Below are 19022 nucleotides of genomic sequence, written 5' to 3' on the forward strand. Positions count from 1 at the left end.
GGCCGAAGTCACAACAAAACAGAGGCAAATCTTCGGGTTAGCGAGGGCACTGCCGCAATCGCGGCCCGATGCAATAATCGAACCAACTAGAGATTTGAGGTTGATTATGCTCGACCGTGAAGGCTTCCGCCCCAACGTCGGCATCATCCTGCTCAACCACCGCAACGAGGTCTTCTGGGGCAAACGCATCCGGACGCACTCGTGGCAGTTCCCGCAAGGGGGCATCAAACACGGCGAGACGCCTGAGCAGGCGATGTTCCGAGAGCTCCACGAAGAAGTGGGGCTCATTCCAGAGCATGTACGCATCATCGCGAGAACTCGCGACTGGCTGCGCTATGAGGTGCCCGAGCACTTCATCCGCCGCGATGCGCGCGGCCACTACAAGGGCCAGAAACAGATCTGGTTCCTGCTGCAGATGGTGGCCCGCGACTGCGACATGAACCTGCGCGCCACCGACCACCCCGAGTTCGACGCCTGGCGTTGGAACGAGTACTGGGTACCGCTGGAAGCCGTCATCGAGTTCAAGCGCGGCGTCTACGAGATGGCCCTCACCGAGTTGGCGCGCTACCTGCCGCGCATCAACCACCACAACCGCTATCTGCGGGCGGGCATGCGGCCAGCGCATCGCGGCGAGGGGCGCATCAGCGGGCCGATGCCACTGGATGGCGCAGAGACGCCGCCGGACGGCGAATCGCCGGGCGACTCGGCACAGGACCAGGTGGTGTCAGCGCCGCAATTTGGCCGCCCCTAGCGGAGGACCAGATTGTCTCGGTGGATCAGTTCGGGCTCGGCCGCATAGCCGAGCACGCCTTCGAACTCCGACGAGGGCTTGCGCGCGATGAGGCGCGACTCCGTGCCCGAGTAGTTGGCCAGTCCACGCGCCAGCTCGCTGCCGTCCGGCGCCAGCACGGCAATGACGTCGCCCCGATGGAAATCACCCTGCACCTCGGTGACGCCAATGGGCAGCAGGCTCTTGCCCTCGCCACGCAGCTTGGTGACCGCGCCGGCGTCGATGCGCACCGCGCCGCGCATCTGCAGGTGATCGACCATCCATTGCTTGCGCGCCGCCAGCTTGGGCGTGGCGGCGTGCAGGGCCGTGCCGATGGCCTCGCCGGCGCCCAAGCGCAGCAGCACATCGGGCTCACGCCCCCAGGCGATGACGGTACCGGCACCGCTGCCTGCCGCGCGCTTGGCGGCGAGGATCTTGGTGATCATGCCGCCCCGGCCGATGCTGGAGCCGGCCCCGCCGGCCATACGCTCCAGCTCAGGGTCGCCGGCCTCTGCGTTGTCGATGAAACGCGCAGTCGGGTCCTTACGCGGGTCAGCCGAATAGAGCCCGCGCTGGTCGGTCAGGATGACCAGCGCATCGGCCTCGACGAGGTTGGCCACCAGCGCCCCCAGCGTGTCGTTGTCGCCAAACTTGATCTCGTCATTGACGACCGTGTCGTTCTCGTTGATGACCGGCAGCACGCGGTGCGCCATCAGCGTCAGCAGCGTCGAGCGCGCATTGAGATAACGCTCGCGGTCGGCCAGGTCGGCATGGGTCAGCAGCACCTGGGCGCTGTGCATGCCGTGGGCGCTGAGCTGGCTCTCGTACATCTGCGCCAGGCCCATCTGGCCGACGGCGGCTGCGGCCTGCAGCTCGTGCAACTCCTTGGGCCGCGTCGTCCAGCCCAGGCGCTTCATGCCCTCGGCGATGGCGCCGCTGGACACCATGATCAGCTCACGCCCCTCGCTCGCTAACGCCGCGAGTTGGCGGCTCCAGTTGGCAATCGCCTCGGCATCAATGCCCCGGCCCTCGTTGGTAACGAGGCTAGAGCCGACCTTGACAACGATGCGGCGCGCGCTGGACAGCAAACTCATTCTGCAGGGGATTCGAAACGGATGTCGGGTTCTTCGAGCACACGCTGCTCGGCGGCGACGTGGTCGTAGATGGCGTGGATCAGCGGCTGGCAACCCTCACGGGTCAACGCCGAGATCTCGAAAACCGGGCCCTTCCAGCGGTAGCGCTTGACGAAGTCCTTCACGCGCGCGGCGCGCTCCTCCTCGGGCACCATGTCCAGCTTGTTCAGTACCAGCCAACGTGGCTTGGCGTGCAGCGCGGGATCGTATTTCTTCAGTTCCGCGACGATGGCCTTGGCTTCCTTGACCGGGTCGACCTCGGGGTCGAAAGGCGCCAGGTCGACGACGTGCAGCAGCAACCGCGTGCGCTGCAGATGGCGCAGGAACTGATGCCCCAGGCCGGCACCTTCGGCCGCGCCTTCGATCAGGCCGGGAATGTCGGCAACGACGAAGCTCTTCTCCGGCGCGACGCGCACGACGCCCAGGTTGGGATGCAGCGTCGTGAATGGATAGTCCGCAATCTTGGGCCTGGCGTTGGACACCGCCGTGATCAACGTGGACTTGCCCGCATTGGGTTGGCCCAGCAGGCCCACGTCGGCCAGCACGCGCAACTCCATGCGCAGCTTCTTGACCTCGCCCGGCCAGCCCGGTGTCTTCTGACGCGGTGCGCGGTTGGTCGAGGTCTTGAAATGCAGATTGCCGAAGCCCCCATCGCCGCCCTTGCACAGCAGGATGCGCTGGCCCGGCTCCAGGAGTTCGCCGATGACGGACTCGGTTTCGAGGTCCGTGATGATGGTGCCGACCGGCACGCGCAGCACGATGTCATCGGCCGCCGCGCCGAAGCAGTCCGAGCCGCGACCGGCCTCGCCGTTGCGCGCCTCGTGGCGCCGCGCATAGCGATAGTCGATCAGCGTGTTCAGGTTGCGGTCGGCTTCGGCCCAGACGCTGCCGCCCTTGCCACCGTCACCGCCGTCCGGCCCGCCGAAGGGGATGAACTTCTCGCGGCGAAAGCTCGCGCAGCCCGCCCCGCCATTGCCAGCGGCGACATCGATGGTGGCTTCGTCAACGAATTTCATGGCGGGCGGCCATCGTAATGGCTGGGTTGCAGCCGGCCCGCCGTCGTGCGGCGCGCCAGGCTTCAGAAATGACAAAGCCCCGGGAGGGCCGGGGCTTGGGGCGTCGGGCGATGGAATCGCCCGCGACGGCTGACCTTAGGCGGCCAGCGGCGTGATGACGACCGTCGAACGGTTCTTCGCGCCCTTGACGGTGAAGCTGACATGGCCATCGACCAACGCGAACAGCGTGTGATCCTTGCCGATGCCGACATTCACGCCGGGGTGGAAGCGGGTGCCGCGCTGACGCACGATGATCGAGCCAGCGGAGATCAGTTCGCCGCCGAAAGCCTTGACGCCCAGCATCTTGGGCTTGGAGTCGCGGCCGTTCCGTGTGGAACCGCCGCCTTTTTTCTGTGCCATGAGTTAGCTCCTCAAAATTAGCGAAAGCGGCTGTATCAGCCGTTGACCGCGCTGATTTCCAGCTCGGTGTAGTTCTGGCGATGGCCTTGGCTCTTCTTGTAGTGCTTGCGACGGCGCATCTTGAAGATGCGAACCTTGTCGTGCTTGCCGTGGCTGACGACCGTGGCACTGACCGTGGCACCAGCAACCAGCGGAGCGCCGACCGTCAGGCCGTCACCGCTGCCAACTGCCAGCACTTGGTCGATGGTGACCACAGCGCCGACTTCCGCGTCGAGCAACTCGACCTTGAGCTTGTCACCGGCAGCAACCTTGTATTGCTTGCCGCCAGTCTTGATGACTGCGTACATGTTTTTCCTTTCACACCTGTCGGTGCGTTCACCTGGCTCACAGCGACCACCTGAGTGATCTCCGCATGCGCCCGGCCTTTTTGTCGATTTTGTTTTCTCTTCCACCTCACACGCCATGACGACGAACGAGTTGCAAAGAGCCCGCGAGTATACCCGTAGCTCAAGCCACCTGGCAACCATCTCCCTGCGCTGCTCCGCGCAAGCCTTGTCCAGCCGATCGCGACTTGATCCGCGAGGGGCAGCGCAAGCCCCTTCCTATAATCTCTAGATTCCTAGCCTGAGAGTTCAGAGTGCGCGTCGAGTCAGCCTCGCCTTCACCCCAAGTTGCCGAGGCCCTGCGCCTGCTGGCCGCCGAGATGGCCCAGGTCGACACCGTCATCGCCCAGCGGCTCAGCTCCGAAGTGGCGCTGATCGATCAGATCTCCCACTACATCGTCCATGCAGGCGGCAAGCGCATGCGGCCCAAGCTCGTGCTGCTGTTCGCAAACGCGCTGGGCTTCACCGGCTCGGAACGCTTTGAGCTGGCCGCTGTCGTCGAATTCATTCACACGGCGACGCTGCTGCACGACGACGTCGTCGACGAATCCTCCCTGCGACGCGGCAAGGCGACGGCCAATGCGCTGTTCGGCAATGCGGCCAGCGTGCTGGTCGGCGACTTCCTCTACTCGCGCGCCTTCCAGATGATGGTCTCGGTCGACCGCATGCGGGTGCTGGACGTACTGGCCGAAGCGACGAACGTCATCGCCGAGGGCGAGGTCCTGCAACTGATGAACATGCACGATCCGGACATCACGGTCGAGAGCTATCTGCGCGTGATCCGGTTCAAGACCGCCAAGCTCTTCGAAGCCAGCGCCCGTCTCGGCGCCGTGCTGGCCAACGCATCGACCGAAGTCGAGGAAGCCTGCGCGGCCTACGGGCGTGCGCTCGGCACCTCCTTCCAGCTCATCGACGACGTGCTGGACTACGAAGGCGACTCCCACGAGCTGGGCAAGAACATCGGCGACGACCTGCGCGAAGGCAAGACGACGCTGCCGCTGCTGATCGCGATGGAACGCGCCACGCCGGAGCAGCGCGCGCTACTGCGCCACGCCATCGAGGAAGGCGAGTTGGAGAGGCTGCAGGAGATCGTCGGCATCGTGCGCGCAACCGGCGCCCTGGAGTCCACCCGCGAGGCCGCCAGGGCCGAAGCGCGGCATGCGAGCGAATGCCTTCAATTGCTGCCTCGAAATCGCTGGACAGAATCTCTGCTAGAATTCGCGATCCAGTCGGTCGAGCGGCATTCATGAATGCCCGCTGATGGCGGCAGAAGACATCGGGGTGTAGCTTAGCCTGGTAGAGCGCTACGTTCGGGACGTAGAGGCCGGAGGTTCGAATCCTCTCACCCCGACCAAAATTCCCTTGCACATCAAGGACTTACAAAAGCCGCAGACTCTGCGGCTTTTGTGTTTCTGGCGGCTTCTGTTTGCCGCTCTAGCGCTGCAGTCGCCAGGCACTGGGCGACTGCCCCGTCAGCCGCTGGAAGAAGCGCGTGAAGTAGGCCGCGTCCGCAAAACCCAGCCCATCGGCGATCTGGCGCACCTGCAGCGTCGTGTAGCCCAGCTCGCGCTTGGCCTCCAGCAGCAGGCGCTGGTGCAGCACGTCCAGCGCCGAGCAGCGCAGGTGCTGGCGGCACAGGCGATTGAGCTGCGTCGTCGTGATGCCTAGCGGCGCGGCCAGCGTGTCCAGCGTCGGGTGGTTGCGGTAGTGGCGCTCGACCTGCTCGCGGTAGCGGGCCAGGTGCTGCATCGCCCTCCCCTCGGGCTCCGCTGCCGGCTCTGCGGCCAGCGGCGGGAACCGGGCGACGAGCGCGGCAGCCATCAGCACGGCGCCGTCCAGCACCTGCGAGCGCCAGGGCAAGGTGCCCGCGTAGTCGCCCTGCAGCGCCCGCATGAGGCTGAACAAGGCATGGCCCGGCGGCAGGCTGCCGGCACGGGCGGCGGCAAGGCCTTCCCAGAGGCCACCAGCCTTGCCGGGCAGGCTGCGCAGGCGCGCCTGGTCCAGCGTGACGACGTGCCCGGCCGTTTCCGGCGAGAACGCAAAACCGTGCACCACCAGCATCGGCACCCAGACGACGGCCGGCGCCTGCAGCGCCAGCAACTGCCCGTCGATCTGCACGCGCGCCTGGCCGGCCTCGATCAGCAGCAGCTGCACCAGGGTCGCATGCCGGTGCGGCTGTATTTCCCAATTGTGCAAGCGGCTGCGGTCGGCGATGGATTCCATGTGCAGCCCGTCCAGCGCCGCATCCCTTCCCATCTCGCCATACAGCTCGTACAGCGGCGGTGAAGGGACTGGCTTGGGCCTTGGCATGGGTTCGGATTGTGCAAGCACGCGTTCCCGCCGTCCATTGCCCGCACCACCCTGCCGTCCTACGCTGACAGGCATGGAACAAGCTCGGAGCGAGACATGAAAACACTGCGCACCCAGGTGCTCATCATCGGCGCGGGGCCGTCGGGCCTGCTGCTGGGCCAGCTGCTGCACAAGGCCGGTGTGGCCAACCTGATCGTGGAGCGGCAAACGGGCGACTACGTGCTGGGCCGCATCCGCGCCGGCGTGCTGGAGCAGACGACGGTGGACTTGCTGGACGAGGCCGGCGTCGGCACACGCATGCATGCCGAAGGCCTGGTGCACCACGGCTTCGAGCTGATGTTCGACGGCCAGCGCCATCACATCGACCTGAGCCGGCTGACCGGCGGCAAGTCGGTCATGGTCTATGGCCAGACGGAAGTGACGCGCGATCTGATGGAAGCGCGCGCGGCGGTGGGCGAGCAGACGCTGTACTCGGCATCGGACGTGGAGCTGTTCGGCTTCGACGGCGACCAGCCCGGCGCGCGCTGCACGGTGGACGGGGAGCGCATAACGATCCTGTGCGACTACATCGCCGGCTGCGACGGCTATCACGGTGTCAGCCGCGCCAGCGTGCCTGCGAGCGCGATCAAGACGCACGAGAAGGTCTACCCCTTTGGCTGGCTGGGCGTGCTCAGCGACACGCCGCCGGTGTCGCACGAGCTGATCTACGGCCGCCACGAGCGCGGCTTCACGCTGTGCAGCATGCGCTCCCCCACGCGCAGCCGTTACTACCTGCAGGTGCCGCTGAGCGAGCAGGTGGGCGACTGGAGCGACGAGCGCTTCTGGAACGAGTTGCGCGCGCGCATGGACCCCGAGGCTGCAGCGGCCCTGGTCACCGGCCCGTCGCTGGAGAAGAGCATCGCGCCGCTGCGCAGCTTTGTCGCCGAGCCGATGCGCTTCGGCCGGCTGTTCCTGGCCGGCGACGCCGCCCACATCGTGCCGCCCACGGGCGCCAAGGGGCTGAACCTGGCGGCGTCCGACGTGCGCTATCTGTCCCAGGCATTCATCGAGCACTACCGCGAGAAGAGCGAGGCCGGCATCGAGCACTACTCGGCCCGCTGCCTGTCACGCATCTGGAAGGCCGAGCGCTTCTCGTGGTGGTTCACCAGCCTGATGCACAACCTGCCCAACGAGCCCGAGATCGACGCCAAGCTGCACCGCGCAGAGCTGGACTACCTCGTCGGCTCGGACGCCGCCAAGGCAGCGATGGCGGAAAACTACGTCGGCCTGCCGGTCTGAGCGGGCGGGTCGCGGACGAGCTTCATCAACAAGGCCGCCGTGCGCTGGGTCAACGGCGTCGAGCGCTTCAATGCCGGCGTCACCAGGCACAGCGTCGTCTTCACGTCGGTGGCCTTGAAGGGCGTGACGGCCAGCCGCTCCGGGTGCTCGAAGGTGCGCAACGCCGCCTCGCCCAGCGCCGCATGGCCGATGCCGGCGGCGACAAGGTCCAGCATGGCCGGCACGCTGGACACCTCCCAGTCGACGCGCAACTGCACGCCGGCCATGGCCGCAGCCTCCTCCATGCGCTTGCGGAACACATGGCCGCGCTGCGGCATGACGAGCGGGTAGCGCGACAACTGCGCCAGCGTCAGCGGGCCGCGTGGCGCGGCGTTGACGGGGCTCACCAGCACCAGCGCCTCCTCGCGCAGCGGCAGGATCTCCAACGCCGGCAGCGGCTCGGGGTTGTAGACCAGTGCCAGGTCGGCGCGGCCCGACAACAGCCATTCGGTCAGGTGGGTCGAGAACCCGTCCACGATGACCAGCCGCGCGCGCGGACAGCTGGCGCTGAAGCCTTCGATCAAGGGCAGCGTCAGCAGCCGCGCCTGCGTCGGCGGCATGGCCACGACGATCTGGCCGACCGGCTCGTTGCGATGGGCGCTGAGGTCGTCGCGCGCCTGCGCCACCAGGTGCAGGATGCCCTGACCATGCTCCAGCAGCCGGCGCCCGGCCTCGGTCAGCGCCACGCCCCGGCCGTTGCGCAGGAACAGCGTCTCGTGCAGCTCCGTCTCCAGCGCGCGCACCTGCCGGCTCAACGCCGGCTGGGCCACGTCCAGCACCAGCGCCGCCTTGCTGAAACTGCCGTGCTCGGCGACCTGGATGAAGTACTCGATCTGGTTCAACGTCATGCGCGCATCTTGGCAGAGGCCATGCCGCACCGCTATGGCCGCCAGCGCCAGCCAGACCTGACTTGACAGAGCTGTGCGTCACCGCCCTCCTTCATGACGTGGCCAGCGACGCCATCGCCGCTGCCTACACTGCGCCTGCCGCGACTCTGCGGCATGGCGTCGGGCCCTTCCATTCGGTGATCCATGAAACTCAACCGCAAGCGCAACCTCTTGCTGATGGGCGCCTTGTTGTGCCTGTGCCAACTGGCCACGGCCGCACGACTGGCGCTGGTGATCGGCAATGACCGCTACGAGCGCGTGACGCCGCTGCGCAATGCCGCCGCCGATGCCACCACCATGGCCGAGGCGCTGCAGCGCGTGGGCTTCCAGACGCAGTTGGTGCGCGATGCCTCGCAGCGCGGCATGCGCGACGCGCTGAGCCGCTTCGCCGCCACCCTCGCCGAGGGCGACGACGTGGTCGTCTTCTATGCCGGGCATGGCGTGCAACTGGCCGGCCAGAACCACCTGCTGCCGGTGGACGTTCCGGGCGAAGGCGAACAGCGGGTCATGCAAAGCTCGCTGCCGCTGCAGGACGTGCTGGATGCGCTGCAGAAAAGCCGCGTGCGTTTTGCGTTGCTGGTCATCGATGCCTGCCGAGACAACCCTTTCGGCAGCGGCCTGCCCTCGGCGCTGGCGCGCGGCCTGGTGCCCACGGCCGTCGCCACCGGCCAGATGATCATCTACTCGGCCGGCAGCGGCCAGCAGGCGCTGGACAGCCTGGGCGCGGCGGACCGCAGCCCCAACGGCGTGTTCACGCGCGTCTTCGTCGATGAGATGCTGCAGTCCGACCTGCCGGTGGACCGCCTGTTGCGGCGTGTGCGCGACGACGTGGTGAAGCTGGCGCGCGGCGTGGGACACGAACAGGTGCCGTCGCTGTATGACCAGTCGCTGGGCGACTTCTTCTTCCGCCGTGGCAGCGGCCCGGCCCGGCACGGCACGGTCGCCGCGGGCTCGGCCCCCATCGCCATCGAGCTGGTGATGGGAACAGGGGATGGCGCCGTGCTGTCGGAGCAGGCCCAGGTGCTGGCCAGCGACCTGGAACGCAGCGGCCGCTTCCGGCTGCTGACCGCGCTGCAGGGCCGCGACGCCGTGCCCACGCGGGGCCTGGCGCGTGAACCGCAGACGGCGCAGCGGGTCTCGGTCAACCTGGCGCAGGTCACGGACGCCGACGGCCGCATCGACCTGCAGGCCAGGGTCTACGAGCGCCCATCGGGCCGCTGGTTGGGCGGCATCTCGCAGCGCTCCAACGTGGCCGACCGGCGCCTGAGCGCCCACAGGACGGCAGACTGGCTCTTGCAGCGCCTGGACGGCACGCAGGGCCGCTTTGGCCTGCGTCAGGCCAAGGTCACCACCCGGCCGGACCGCATGATGCTGGTCATCTCGGACAGCGATGGCGCGGACCCTCAGACCGCGGTGTCATCGCCACGGGCCCTGGCGCTGCCGACCTGGTCCGCCGACCGCGGGCACCTCGCCTACGTCTCCTACGAGCAGCAACAGGCGCGCGTGTACGTGCAGCAACTCAGCAGCGGGGTGCGCACCGTCTCGTCACGCAGCAGCGAGATCCTCTCGGCCTGCAGCACCGAACTCGCCCGCGTGCAGGCCACCGGGACGCCTGCCGGCCCCGAGTTCTGGCTGCGCGACGACTGGCAGGACAGCGGCACCGCCGGCTGCGCTGCAGCGTTCAGCGCCGCCCTGGCACGCAGCGACGAGTTGCCGGCGCGCTGACGGCTCACGAAAACCGATGCGTGCCGGCGCCGACCAGACGGGCGCCGCGACCTGGCAACACCACGCTGGCACTCAGGCCCGCCGGCAACACCAGCTCGAACCAGGGCTGGCCCTGGGCGTCGACGCCCCATGACGACGCGATGGCGCCGTGGGCCGTGGCCTGCGTGCACCGCCCTGCCCCCAGCCGCGCGTCCAGCAGCGGCCGGCACAGCACCGAGCCAAAGCCCGGCTCGGCACTCGCCAGGCCGGCCACGCGGCGGTACAGGAAGCCGGTGATGGCGCCCAGCGCGTAGTGGTTGTAGGAGTTCATCGCCACGTCGCCGGTGTCGCCGTTCCAGCGCTCCCAGATCGTCGTCGCGCCGCGCTCGACCATGTAGCCCCAGCTCGGGAACTCGGTGCGCAGCAGCAGCTCGACGGCGAGCGCGCCGTGGCCGTGGTCGGCCAGCACGTCGAGGCTGAAGGGCGTGCCGAGGAAACCCGTCGTCAGCAGCGTGCCGCGCGCGCGGATGGCGGCGGCGAGGTGGTCGGCCGAGGCCTGCTGCAGCGCGGGCGGCACGAGGCCGAAGGCCAGCGGCAGGATGTAGCCGGTGTGGCTGCCGTTGCCGATGCGGCCGTCGGGCTGGATGAAGTTCGCGACGAAGGCCTGGCCGACGCGCTCGCGCCAGGCGCTGAAGTGGGCCGCTCGCTCGGTGCGGCCGGTGGCCACGGCCATGTCGGCCATCATGCCCAGCATGCGGCCCCAGCAGGCGGTGGCGGTCAGCAGCTTGGGCGTGGTCTCGTCCATCAGGCTGACGGCGTCCAGCGACAGCCAGTCGCCAAAGTCCACCTCGCGCCGCGCGCGCCACAGGCCCTCGCCGTTGGGCTCGGCGATCCACGCCATCCAGCGCTCCATCGAGTCCCAGTGCTCGTCGATGAGCGTCGTCTCGCCATAGTGCTGCCAGACGGTGTGCGGCAGCACCACGCCGGCATCGCTCCAGCCGTGCGCGCCGTAGGCCGGCAGCGCGGGCGGGTTGGTGTCGGCATAGGCGCCATCGGCGCGCTGGCTGGCACGCAGGTCGGCCAGGAAGCGGCGCGTGAAGCCGCGCACGTCCATGTTGAAGACAGCGGTGGGCCAGAAGACCTGCGCGTCGCCCGTCCAGCCCAGGCGCTCGTCGCGCTGCGGGCAGTCGGTGGGCATGCCGACGAAGTTGCTGCGCTGGCTCCAGAAGGTGTTGTGCCACAGGCCTTGCAGGGTGCGCTGGCTGCTCTCGAAGTGGCCGGTGACCGGGAGGTCGCTGTGAACGACGACACCGTCAATGTCGTCCGCGGCCAACGTGCCCGGCCAGCCCGACACCTGCACGTAGCGGAAGCCGTGGTACGTGAAGCGCGGCTCCCAGGTCTCGCCGGCCGCGTCGCCGCGCAGCGTGTAGCGGTCGGTGCAGCGGGCGGCGCGCAGGTTGCGCATGTCGACCTGGCCATCGTCACCCAGGATCTCGGCGAAGCGCAGCGTGACCGTGCGGCCCGCCTCGCCGCGCACGCGGATGCGGCACCAGCCGGCGAAGTTCTGACCGAAGTCGATGACGTATTGGCCAGGCACCGGCTGCTTAACAGCTTGAGGCCGCAGCGTCAGGTTGGCGCGGATGGGCGGGCCTTCCTGCAGGAACAGCGTGCAGCTGGGCGTGGGCGCTTGCCAGACCTCGTCCCAGGCGCGGTCGTCAAAGCCGGGCGACGACCAGCCGGCTTGCTCCAGCCGCGCGTCGTAGGTCTCGCCGTGATAGATCTCGGCGAAGCGCACCGGCGCGGTGGCGGCGCGCCAGTCGTCGTCGGTGGCGATGCGCTGCGTGCTGCCGTCGGGCAGCGTGACATCCAGCGTCAGCCACAGGCGCCGTGGCGCCGCGCCGAAGGGATAGCGGCCGCGGCCAATGGCCTCGCTGGCGTAGAAGCCGTCGCCGACCATGACGCCGATGGCGTTGTCGTTGGCCTGCAGTTGATCAACCACGTCGTGCTGCTGCACCAGCAGGCGGTGGCGGAAGTCGCTGTTCTCGGGCGCCAGCAAGGCATCGCCGACGCGCTGCCCATTCAGCTCAGCCTCGCAGCCGCCCAGGGCCGTCAACGTCAGCATGGCGGACTGGGGCTTGGCCGGCAGGTGGAAGGCGCGGCGCAACAGCCGCGCGGGCTGGGCGGGCATGGGTAGCCAGTCGATTTCCTCGGCCGGCGACGTGGCCGGTTGCCACTCGGGGCCGAGATCGCCGAGGTGCCAGCCGGGTTCGGCCAGCACACGCGTGCGCCAGTCGGCCGGCTGCGGCGACATGAATTTGGCGCCACCCCGCAGCAACGCCGCCAGCCCACCCTGGCGCGGCTCGGCGATGAAGGGGTGGAAGACGCGCACCTGCGCCGCCAGCCGGTGCGGCCCGGCGGCCAGCGCGCCCAGTGCCAGGTCTTGCATCGCGCGGCCGGACAGCATGTCGACGGACTCATGCACCGCCTGCCCATCCAACCACACGACCGGCAAGCCCTTCTGCGCGGCGATCAAGAGTCGCGCGTCGGCCAGCGGTTCGTCGAGATGGAAGTCCCAGACGAACTGGCGCAGCTTGGGCTCCTGCGTGACGCCTGCGGGCAGGGCGCCCCAGGCCCAGTGCCAGCCGGCCTGGCGTTCCTCGCGCGCGGCGGTGTCCTCGGCGGCCAGCCAGCAGGCGGCGGTGGAATCGATGATGGTGCTCATGGTGTGGTGATGTAGTCCAGCCACTTGAAGGCTGCCGACGCCGTGCTGCGGCGGCCGTTGCCGGTGGCGTAGAGGCCCAGGTAGACGCCGGTGAAGCCGCCGGCCGTCTCGGTGGAGAGCAAGGCGCATTCACCGCCGCCGAATTCCTGCTCGGGCTCGCCTGGGGTTTGAAAGAAGAAGCGGTAGTGCTGCGCATCGGCGCGCAGGCCCAGCAGCAGCTCGCCGTGCGGCAGCGGCCTTTCCAGCTCGACCTTCCACAAGCTGCCGATGCGGCGGCGCAGGAACACGAGCCGCTGGCCCGCGCGGTGGCCGATGGCGATCTCGTAGTGAAAGCGTTCGCTCTTGAAGACGGTCAGCCCGGCCTCTTCCCCGTCGGCGGCGGGCTCGAAGTCCAGTAGCGTCGCGACCTCGCAGTCGAAGTGCTGCTGGCGGCGGCCGACGAAGGCCGGCGCGGCGGGGTCGTCCAGCGTGTCGGGCTGGCCTTGCAGCGTCAGCCAGCCGGGCCGCGTTTGCAGGCTCCAGCTGCCGGGCTGCGGGTTGCGCAGGTGGTTGAACTGGTGAGGCAGATCGGTGCCGTTGAACTCGGTGCGAGTCGCTGGCGCTTTGAGCGACTGCAGCGGCAGATCGCCAGCGTCCATGGTCTCGAAGACTTGGCCGATGCGCGGCCAGCCGTCCGTCGTCCACGTCACCGGCGCGAGGAAGGTCTCGCGGCCCATGTGATGATGCTGGCCGGCAAACCGCACAGGCGCCGGGCGGATGCCCAGGAACACCGCCCACCAGTTGCCGTCCACCGCCTCTACGAGGTCGGCATGGCCGGTCGCCTGGATGGGGCTGTCCAGGCTGCGGTGGCTGAGGATGGGGTTGTGCGGGCAGGCCTCGAACGGCCCGTGAGGCTGCGTGCTGCGCGCCACGGTGACCATGTGGCCGTACTCGGTGCCGCCCTCGGCGATGAGCAGGTAGTACCAGCCGCCGCGCTTGTACAGATGCGGCCCCTCGGGCGCCTTGCCGCCGGTGCCTGTCCAGACTAGCTGGCGCGGTGACAGCAGCGCGCCCGTCGCGAGGTCGATCTCCGCCTGGTAGATGCCCACCGGCTCGTCGCCCAGGAAGCCGCCGTTGCCGCTGATGAAGACGCGGCCGTCTTCGCTCTCGAACAGCGAGGGGTCGATACCCGGCCAGTCCAGCCAGACCGGCTCCGACCACGGCCCCTCGGCCTGGTCGGCCCAGACGAGGAAGTTGCGGAACTTGTTCAGGTTCGTCGTGACGAGATAGAAGCGCCCGGCGATGTGCCGCAGCGTCGGCGCAAAGATGCCCAGCGAGCTTTTGCAGCCGTGCAGGTCGAGCTGGCTGTCGCGCGTCAGCGCATGGCCGATGGCGCGCCAGTTCACGAGGTCGCGGCTGTGGAACAGCGGCAGGCCGGGGAAGAACTCGAAGGAGCTGCAGGCCAGGTAATAGTCGTCACCGACGCGGCAGACGCTGGGGTCGGGGTAGGACCCCGGCAGCACCGGGTTCCGATAACTCACTGACGGTTCAGCCACGCCAGATACGCGTCCAGCCAGGCATCCGCTGTCGTGCCGCGCAGCATGGAGCCGAAGCCGTGGCCGCCGCGCTCGTAGAGGTGCAGTTCGACGCGCTGGCCAGCCTGGCGCCAGTTCTGCACGATGTCGAAGCCATCGGGCGGGAACAGCGGGTCGTCCGCCGCCTGGGCCAGGAAGAGCGGCGGCACCGGCTGGCGCGGCGGCGTCGCGTAGAAGCCGCCGTAGATCAGCGCCAGCGTGTCGGGCATCTCGTCGGCCGTGGCCTGCATCACGAGCGCGCGGCCGCTGCGAGCGCCGGCCGAGAAGCCGATGTAGCTGAGGCGCTTGGCGTCGAAGCCCTGCTCCGCCGCATGGGACTTCAGCCAGGTCATCGCCGCCTTGGCGTCTTCCACCGCCGGGCCATGTGGCGCCAGGTCGTCGGCGGCCTTGGGCGCGCCGGGCCTGAAGCGCTGCGCGATCTCGGCGTTGACCTCGGCGGCGAAGTCGGCGTCCGCCACCGGCGTGGGCTTGACGCGGTAGACCAGCACAAAGGCCGTGAAGCCCGCATCGGCCAGGCGTCGCGCGATGGGCAGGCCCTCGTTCTCGATGGCCACGAAGCGGTAGCCACCGCCCGGCACGACCAGCACGGCGCGGCCGTTGGCCTTGCCTGCAGCCGGCCGCACGGGGAAGAGCTGCGGCCGCTGCACATTGCGCAGGATGCGTTCCTGGCCCAGGCCGGTCCACTGGAAGGCCGGGCCGCTGGCCGTACCGCCGAAGGACAGCGGCGTGGGCAGCTCCATCGGCGTAGCGGGCACGGTGCGGAAGACATGGCGCGGCGGCTCGGCGGCCTGCGCTGCGGGCACATAGGCCAGGCTGGCAGCGGCCACCAGCGCGCCCACCAGCGGGCGAACAAAAGCGTATGCCATCAGTTGGGCGCCTTGTGGAAGCGGCCGTCCTTCATGATGGCCTTCAGGTGGTGCTTGTTCTGCAGGATGGCGACGTTGGCGGTCGGGTCGCCGTCCACCAGCAGCAGGTCGGCCAGGTAGCCCTCCTTCAATTGGCCCAGCTCGTCGCCCATGCCCATGATCTGGCCGCCTAACGCCGTGGCTGCATGCAGAGCCTCGGCGGGCGTGTAGCCGAAGTGCTGCACAAACAACTCCAGGTCGCGCGCGTTGCGGCCGTTGGGGTTGAAGGGGAAGCCGTAGTCGCCGCCCGGCAGCAAGCGCAGGCCGCGGCGGCGCAGCTCGGGCACCAGGGCCTTCTGCGTCTCCAGCACGATGGCCGCGTCCTGCTTCATGTGCGTCATGTCGAAGTGCGGCGGCGGCGTGGCGTCCAGCGTGGCCTGGATGATGCCGATGCTGGGGGCGATGAAGATGCTGTCCTTGACCGACTCCAGCAGGTCCAGCGCCTCCTCGTCGGCATAGGTGCAGTGGTAGAGCACGCGAAAGCCCGCCTTCACGCCCAGCTTGACCGCCTCGGCGGCGTGGGCGTGGCCCGTCAGCCAGAGGTCGTGCTCGCGCGCAGCCTCGCCGGCGGCCATCAGCTCTTCCTCGGTGTAGAGCAGCTCCAGCGACGCGCCGGGCTTGAGCGCGCTCTCGCCCGAGATCAGGAACTTCACGGCCTTGGCGCCGATGTCCTTGCAGCCCTTGACGAAGGCCGCCACGTTGGCCGGGCCGGCGCCATGCTCGTCGACCTTGCCGGGGTCCAGCAGCGAACCGTCCGACGGCGGCTCGCGCTCGACGGACGAGGCCACCATGCGCGGGCCGGGCATGCCGCCGCTGTCGATCATGTCCTTCAGCGCCGGCTCGATGCGCTTGCCGAGGGCGCCGGCCGAGTAGGCGCTCGTGAAGCCATGGTCGAGCAGGATGCGGGCGTTGCGCGCGGCGGTGAGCGTCAGCTCCTCGGGCGGCAGGCTCATGCCGGGCACGAACTTCTCGACGCTGGTGGGCCAGGTCAGGTGGGCGTGGGCCTCGGTGAGGCCAGGCATCAGCACGCCGCCCTTGCCGTCGATGACGCGGGCGTTGTCGTGCGACACGCTGGCGCCGACGGCCGTGATGCGGCGGCCGTCCACGCGCAGCTCGCCGGCAAAGGTGGCGCTGCCGCTGCCGTCGAAGATGCGCACGTTGGTGAAGACGACGCCGGGTTCGGGCGTCGGCGGGATGTAGCGGTGGTCCATGGCCAGTTCCGTCGAGGTGCCGGGTTGGGGGTGGGTGGCGATGCCGTCGGGCAGCGCGTTGCGGCGGGCGATCTCGCCCAGGAAGTGGGCGCTGGGCTTGGGCAGGCGCTGCTGCGTCGCACGGTCCACGGCCACCAGGCCGAAGCGCACGGCGTAGCCGAACACCCACTCGAAGTTGTCGAAGGCCGTCCAGTAGGTGTAGCCGATCAGCGGCACGCCGTCCGCGATGGCCGCGTGCAGGCCGGCCAGCGCCTGGCCGACGAAGGCGATGCGGCGCGTGTCGTCGTCGCCGCTGTAGCCGTTCTCGGTGATGAGAATGGGCAGCTTCAGCTCGTGGGCGACGCGGCGCGCCACCGAGGCCACGGCCTGCGGCGCGAACTCGTAGCGCATGCCGGTGGTCTCCACGCCCTCGGGCGGCGCGACCTGGCCCTCGGGGCCGAAGATCTCGCGGGTGTAGTTCTGCAGCGCGAAGAAGTCGTCGCCTTCGATGGCAGGCAGCCACTGGCGGAAGTTGCCGTGCCACATCCTGGCGGCCTGCTGCTCGCCGCCGGGCGCCACCTGCGGCTGCGACAGCGCCAGCGACAGGCCCACCTGCACGCCCGGCGCCACGCGGCGGATCGCCTCACGCGCAGCGACGTGTGCGGCCGAGATGGTGGCCACGCCGCACTCGTCGCCGGCCATCTGGAAGGCGCAATAGGTCGCGACATCCGTGCCGCAGGCCTTGGCCGCGCTCTCGCGCCAGCCGGGCGCGCGCCAGCTCTTCACGTCAACGCCGATGGGCGGCACAAACCCCAGCTGGGCGAACATGCTCTGCAGCAGCACGCCGATGTTGCATTCGTTGAGCGTGACGACGCGCTTCACGGCCGGGCCCAGCGCCGGCATCACGCGTTCCACATAACGGCCGAACAGCGCGGGCGTGCGCTCGCCCTTCCAGCCACCCAGCGCCATCAGCCACTTGGGCGACGTGAAGTGATGCAGCGTGACCAGCGGCTCCAGGCCGTGGGCTACGCAGGCGTCCACCACCGCGCGGTAGTGGGCCAGCGCCTCTGCGCTGAACTCGCCTTCGCGCGGCTCCACGCGCGCCCACTCCACCGAGAAACGGTAGGCCTTCAGGCCGAACGAGGCCAGCAGCGCGATGTCGTCGCGGAAGCGGTGGAAATGGTCGATGGCGTCGCCGCTCTTGTCGGCATAGGGCGATCCTGCAGCCCATTCCTCGGCCCAGGTGTCGCAGTTGCCGTTGCCGCCTTCGACCTGGTGCGCGGCGGTGGCGGCGCCCCAGAGGAAGCCTTCGGGAAAGTTCTTGCTCATGACGTGATGGAGAGGTTGGAGGCTTAGGCCGTGGCGACGCGGCGCTGGGCCAGTTCGGTGTTCATCTGCTGCAGCTGGCTGCGGCCCAGCGGGTAGGCCCAGCCCATGACGGCGGCCACGCCCAGGGCCATCAGCGCCGGGATGACGCTCATCAGCGCCACCACGCCTTGCAGCGCCTCAGGCGCCTGCTGGGCGGCACCGGCCTGGTAGGCGGTGACGCTGAGCACGCCGCCGACGATGGCGCTGCACAGGCCGGAGCCGACCTTGGAGGCGAAGTTGATCGTCGCCACCAGCGTGCCGACGACGCGCTGGCCTTCGCGGTATTCGATGTCGTCGGCGATGTCGCCGTTCATCGAGTAGCTGATGGGCGCGCTGACACCCAGGCAGACGTTGGACAGGAAGGCCAGCGTGAAGACCAGCGGCAGGCGATCCGGGCCGCCCAGCGTCATGGCCGTCAGCAGCAAGGCCGCGCCGAGCATGGCGCCGACGTAGACGCGCTTCTTGCACAGGCGCCTTGTGAGCTGGTCGCTCAGCACCACGCCCAGCACCAGGCCGATGCCGCCGAGGCCCATGAAGGGGCCGATCAGCTGTGGCTTGCCGATGACGACGGCGAAGTAGTAGACGCCGCTGGCCAGCGGCAGGCCGATCAGCGCGCCCAGCGCGCATTGCGCCAGCACACCGGCCCGCCAGGCGCGGCTGGCCAGCAGCGCACGCAGGTCGGCCTTGAGGTTGGCGCGCGGCCCGCTCATCGGCGGCACGCGCTCGCGCACAAAGGCAAAGCACAGCCACGTGAACAGCAGACCCACACCGCCATAGACCAGCGCTGCGCGGTGGAAGCCTTGCGCCGGATTGCCGTCGGACAGCGCGTCTTTCAGCATTGGGAAGCCGGCCGCGCAGCCCACCACGAAGATGAACTGCACGAAGCTGCTGACGCCGGCCACGCGCAGGCGCTCGTCGGGGTCGGGCGCGATCATGGGCAGCATGGACTGGAAGGGAATCATGATCAGGCTGTAGGCACACCACAGCGCGACATAGGCCCCGACGAAGTAGACCGTCCTGGCCGTGCCCTCCAGCGGCGGCACCGTGAAGCTGGCCACCAGCGCGATGGCCAGCACCGGCGAGAACCACAGCAGATAAGGCCGCGCCTGGCCCCAGCGGCTGCGCGTGGCGTCAACACGGCGGCCGACCCAGATGTCCCAGAAGGCATCGACGATGCGCACCAGCAGCAGCAGCGCGCCGATGAAGGCGGCCGACAGGCCGGCCACGTCGGTGTAGAAGTACATCGCCATGCCGCCGGTGGCCGTGACGGCCGTGGGCATGAAGTTGCCCAGGCCGTAGGCCACCTTTTCATGGAAGGGAAGGCGGAGCTTGCTCATGGTGGGCT

The 19022-nt window shown here is 68.9% G+C and carries 15 protein-coding genes and 1 tRNA gene; 5 read left to right on the forward strand and 11 right to left on the reverse strand.

The window, feature by feature from the left end; translation table 11 throughout:
* Positions 1 to 106: 106 nt before the first annotated feature.
* A complete protein-coding gene (locus ACG00Y_RS20360; RefSeq protein WP_394482026.1) occupies positions 107 to 751 on the forward strand; it encodes an RNA pyrophosphohydrolase in 645 nt (214 codons plus the stop codon).
* Here ACG00Y_RS20360 and proB read toward each other — a convergent pair.
* The 4 genes from proB to rplU all read right to left on the reverse strand — a co-directional run bounded on the left by proB (position 748) and on the right by rplU (position 3664).
* Complete coding sequence (gene proB / locus ACG00Y_RS20365) at positions 748 to 1863, reverse strand: glutamate 5-kinase (RefSeq protein WP_394482028.1); 1116 nt, start codon at positions 1861 to 1863, stop codon at positions 748 to 750. The two genes, ACG00Y_RS20360 and proB, sit on opposite strands and share 4 nt — an antisense overlap.
* Positions 1860 to 2918 carry a GTPase ObgE gene (gene obgE, locus ACG00Y_RS20370; protein WP_394482029.1) on the reverse strand — a complete coding sequence of 353 codons (1059 nt, stop codon included), beginning with the start codon at positions 2916 to 2918 and terminating at the stop codon, positions 1860 to 1862. Before obgE ends, proB begins: the two co-directional genes overlap by 4 nt.
* A 135-nt stretch (positions 2919 to 3053) precedes the next feature.
* Positions 3054 to 3317 carry a 50S ribosomal protein L27 gene (gene rpmA / locus ACG00Y_RS20375; protein ID WP_394482031.1) on the reverse strand — a complete coding sequence of 88 codons (264 nt, stop codon included), beginning with the start codon at positions 3315 to 3317 and terminating at the stop codon, positions 3054 to 3056.
* A gap of 35 nt (positions 3318 to 3352) precedes the next feature.
* A complete protein-coding gene (gene rplU / locus ACG00Y_RS20380; RefSeq protein ID WP_394482033.1) occupies positions 3353 to 3664 on the reverse strand; it encodes a 50S ribosomal protein L21 in 312 nt (103 codons plus the stop codon).
* 356 nt (positions 3665 to 4020) lie between these two features.
* Between rplU and ACG00Y_RS20385 the strand changes: the two genes are divergently transcribed.
* Both ACG00Y_RS20385 and ACG00Y_RS20390 read left to right on the forward strand, forming a co-directional pair.
* Positions 4021 to 4950, forward strand: coding sequence for a polyprenyl synthetase family protein (locus ACG00Y_RS20385; RefSeq protein WP_394482530.1), 930 nt, complete (start codon positions 4021 to 4023; stop codon positions 4948 to 4950).
* Positions 4951 to 4977: 27 nt separating this feature from the next.
* Positions 4978 to 5054 (forward strand) — tRNA-Pro (locus tag ACG00Y_RS20390).
* Positions 5055 to 5134: 80 nt separating this feature from the next.
* Here the strand turns inward: ACG00Y_RS20390 and ACG00Y_RS20395 are convergent.
* Complete coding sequence (locus tag ACG00Y_RS20395) at positions 5135 to 6010, reverse strand: helix-turn-helix domain-containing protein (protein WP_394482035.1); 876 nt, start codon at positions 6008 to 6010, stop codon at positions 5135 to 5137.
* 105 nt (positions 6011 to 6115) lie between these two features.
* Between ACG00Y_RS20395 and pobA the strand changes: the two genes are divergently transcribed.
* Complete coding sequence (pobA, locus tag ACG00Y_RS20400) at positions 6116 to 7288, forward strand: 4-hydroxybenzoate 3-monooxygenase (protein ID WP_394482532.1); 1173 nt, start codon at positions 6116 to 6118, stop codon at positions 7286 to 7288.
* Here the strand turns inward: pobA and ACG00Y_RS20405 are convergent.
* Positions 7267 to 8175, reverse strand: a complete 909-nt coding sequence (locus tag ACG00Y_RS20405) for a LysR family transcriptional regulator (RefSeq protein WP_394482037.1) — start codon at positions 8173 to 8175, stop codon at positions 7267 to 7269. The two genes, pobA and ACG00Y_RS20405, sit on opposite strands and share 22 nt — an antisense overlap.
* A gap of 183 nt (positions 8176 to 8358) precedes the next feature.
* On the opposite strand from ACG00Y_RS20405, the gene ACG00Y_RS20410 reads away from it, so the two are divergent.
* Positions 8359 to 9939: a caspase family protein gene (locus ACG00Y_RS20410; RefSeq protein ID WP_394482038.1), complete on the forward strand. Its 1581-nt coding sequence runs from the start codon at positions 8359 to 8361 to the stop codon at positions 9937 to 9939.
* Between the two features lie 4 nt (positions 9940 to 9943).
* Here the strand turns inward: ACG00Y_RS20410 and ACG00Y_RS20415 are convergent, their stop codons facing one another.
* Genes ACG00Y_RS20415 through ACG00Y_RS20435 form a run of 5 tightly spaced genes read right to left on the reverse strand, consistent with a single transcriptional unit; the run spans position 9944 to position 19014 of the window.
* On the reverse strand, positions 9944 to 12640 hold the full coding sequence (locus ACG00Y_RS20415) for an alpha-L-rhamnosidase (RefSeq protein ID WP_394482040.1): 2697 nt from the start codon (positions 12638 to 12640) through the stop codon (positions 9944 to 9946).
* Entirely contained in the window at positions 12637 to 14160 is a 1524-nt protein-coding gene (locus ACG00Y_RS20420; RefSeq protein WP_394482042.1) for a glycoside hydrolase family 43 protein, read from the reverse strand. The genes ACG00Y_RS20415 and ACG00Y_RS20420 overlap by 4 nt, the downstream gene beginning before the upstream one ends.
* The gene (locus ACG00Y_RS20425) at positions 14157 to 15080 is read right to left on the reverse strand and encodes an alpha/beta hydrolase (protein WP_394482044.1); all 924 of its coding nucleotides are present in this window, start codon (positions 15078 to 15080) and stop codon (positions 14157 to 14159) included. The genes ACG00Y_RS20420 and ACG00Y_RS20425 overlap by 4 nt, the downstream gene beginning before the upstream one ends.
* Positions 15080 to 17638, reverse strand: coding sequence for a family 1 glycosylhydrolase (locus tag ACG00Y_RS20430; protein WP_394482046.1), 2559 nt, complete (start codon positions 17636 to 17638; stop codon positions 15080 to 15082). The genes ACG00Y_RS20425 and ACG00Y_RS20430 overlap by 1 nt, the downstream gene beginning before the upstream one ends.
* A 23-nt stretch (positions 17639 to 17661) precedes the next feature.
* Positions 17662 to 19014: an MFS transporter gene (locus tag ACG00Y_RS20435; RefSeq protein ID WP_394482048.1), complete on the reverse strand. Its 1353-nt coding sequence runs from the start codon at positions 19012 to 19014 to the stop codon at positions 17662 to 17664.
* Positions 19015 to 19022: the final 8 nt, after the last annotated feature.

The organism is Pelomonas parva (assembly GCF_043555835.1).
Taxonomy (GTDB): Bacteria; Pseudomonadota; Gammaproteobacteria; order Burkholderiales; family Burkholderiaceae_C; genus Pelomonas; species Pelomonas parva.

Bases quoted from the DNA above. Each gene is read 5' to 3' on its own strand.
- ACG00Y_RS20360 (WP_394482026.1), top strand. From the start codon at position 107: ATGCTCGACCGTGAAGGCTTCCGCCCCAACGTCGGCATCATCCTGCTC.
- proB (WP_394482028.1), bottom strand. From the start codon at position 1,863: ATGAGTTTGCTGTCCAGCGCGCGCCGCATCGTTGTCAAGGTCGGCTCT.
- obgE (WP_394482029.1), bottom strand. From the start codon at position 2,918: ATGAAATTCGTTGACGAAGCCACCATCGATGTCGCCGCTGGCAATGGC.
- rpmA (WP_394482031.1), bottom strand. From the start codon at position 3,317: ATGGCACAGAAAAAAGGCGGCGGTTCCACACGGAACGGCCGCGACTCC.
- rplU (WP_394482033.1), bottom strand. From the start codon at position 3,664: ATGTACGCAGTCATCAAGACTGGCGGCAAGCAATACAAGGTTGCTGCC.
- ACG00Y_RS20385 (WP_394482530.1), top strand. From the start codon at position 4,021: ATGGCCCAGGTCGACACCGTCATCGCCCAGCGGCTCAGCTCCGAAGTG.
- ACG00Y_RS20395 (WP_394482035.1), bottom strand. From the start codon at position 6,010: ATGCCAAGGCCCAAGCCAGTCCCTTCACCGCCGCTGTACGAGCTGTAT.
- ACG00Y_RS20405 (WP_394482037.1), bottom strand. From the start codon at position 8,175: ATGACGTTGAACCAGATCGAGTACTTCATCCAGGTCGCCGAGCACGGC.
- ACG00Y_RS20410 (WP_394482038.1), top strand. From the start codon at position 8,359: ATGAAACTCAACCGCAAGCGCAACCTCTTGCTGATGGGCGCCTTGTTG.
- ACG00Y_RS20415 (WP_394482040.1), bottom strand. From the start codon at position 12,640: ATGAGCACCATCATCGATTCCACCGCCGCCTGCTGGCTGGCCGCCGAG.
- ACG00Y_RS20425 (WP_394482044.1), bottom strand. From the start codon at position 15,080: ATGGCATACGCTTTTGTTCGCCCGCTGGTGGGCGCGCTGGTGGCCGCT.
- ACG00Y_RS20430 (WP_394482046.1), bottom strand. From the start codon at position 17,638: ATGAGCAAGAACTTTCCCGAAGGCTTCCTCTGGGGCGCCGCCACCGCC.
- ACG00Y_RS20435 (WP_394482048.1), bottom strand. From the start codon at position 19,014: ATGAGCAAGCTCCGCCTTCCCTTCCATGAAAAGGTGGCCTACGGCCTG.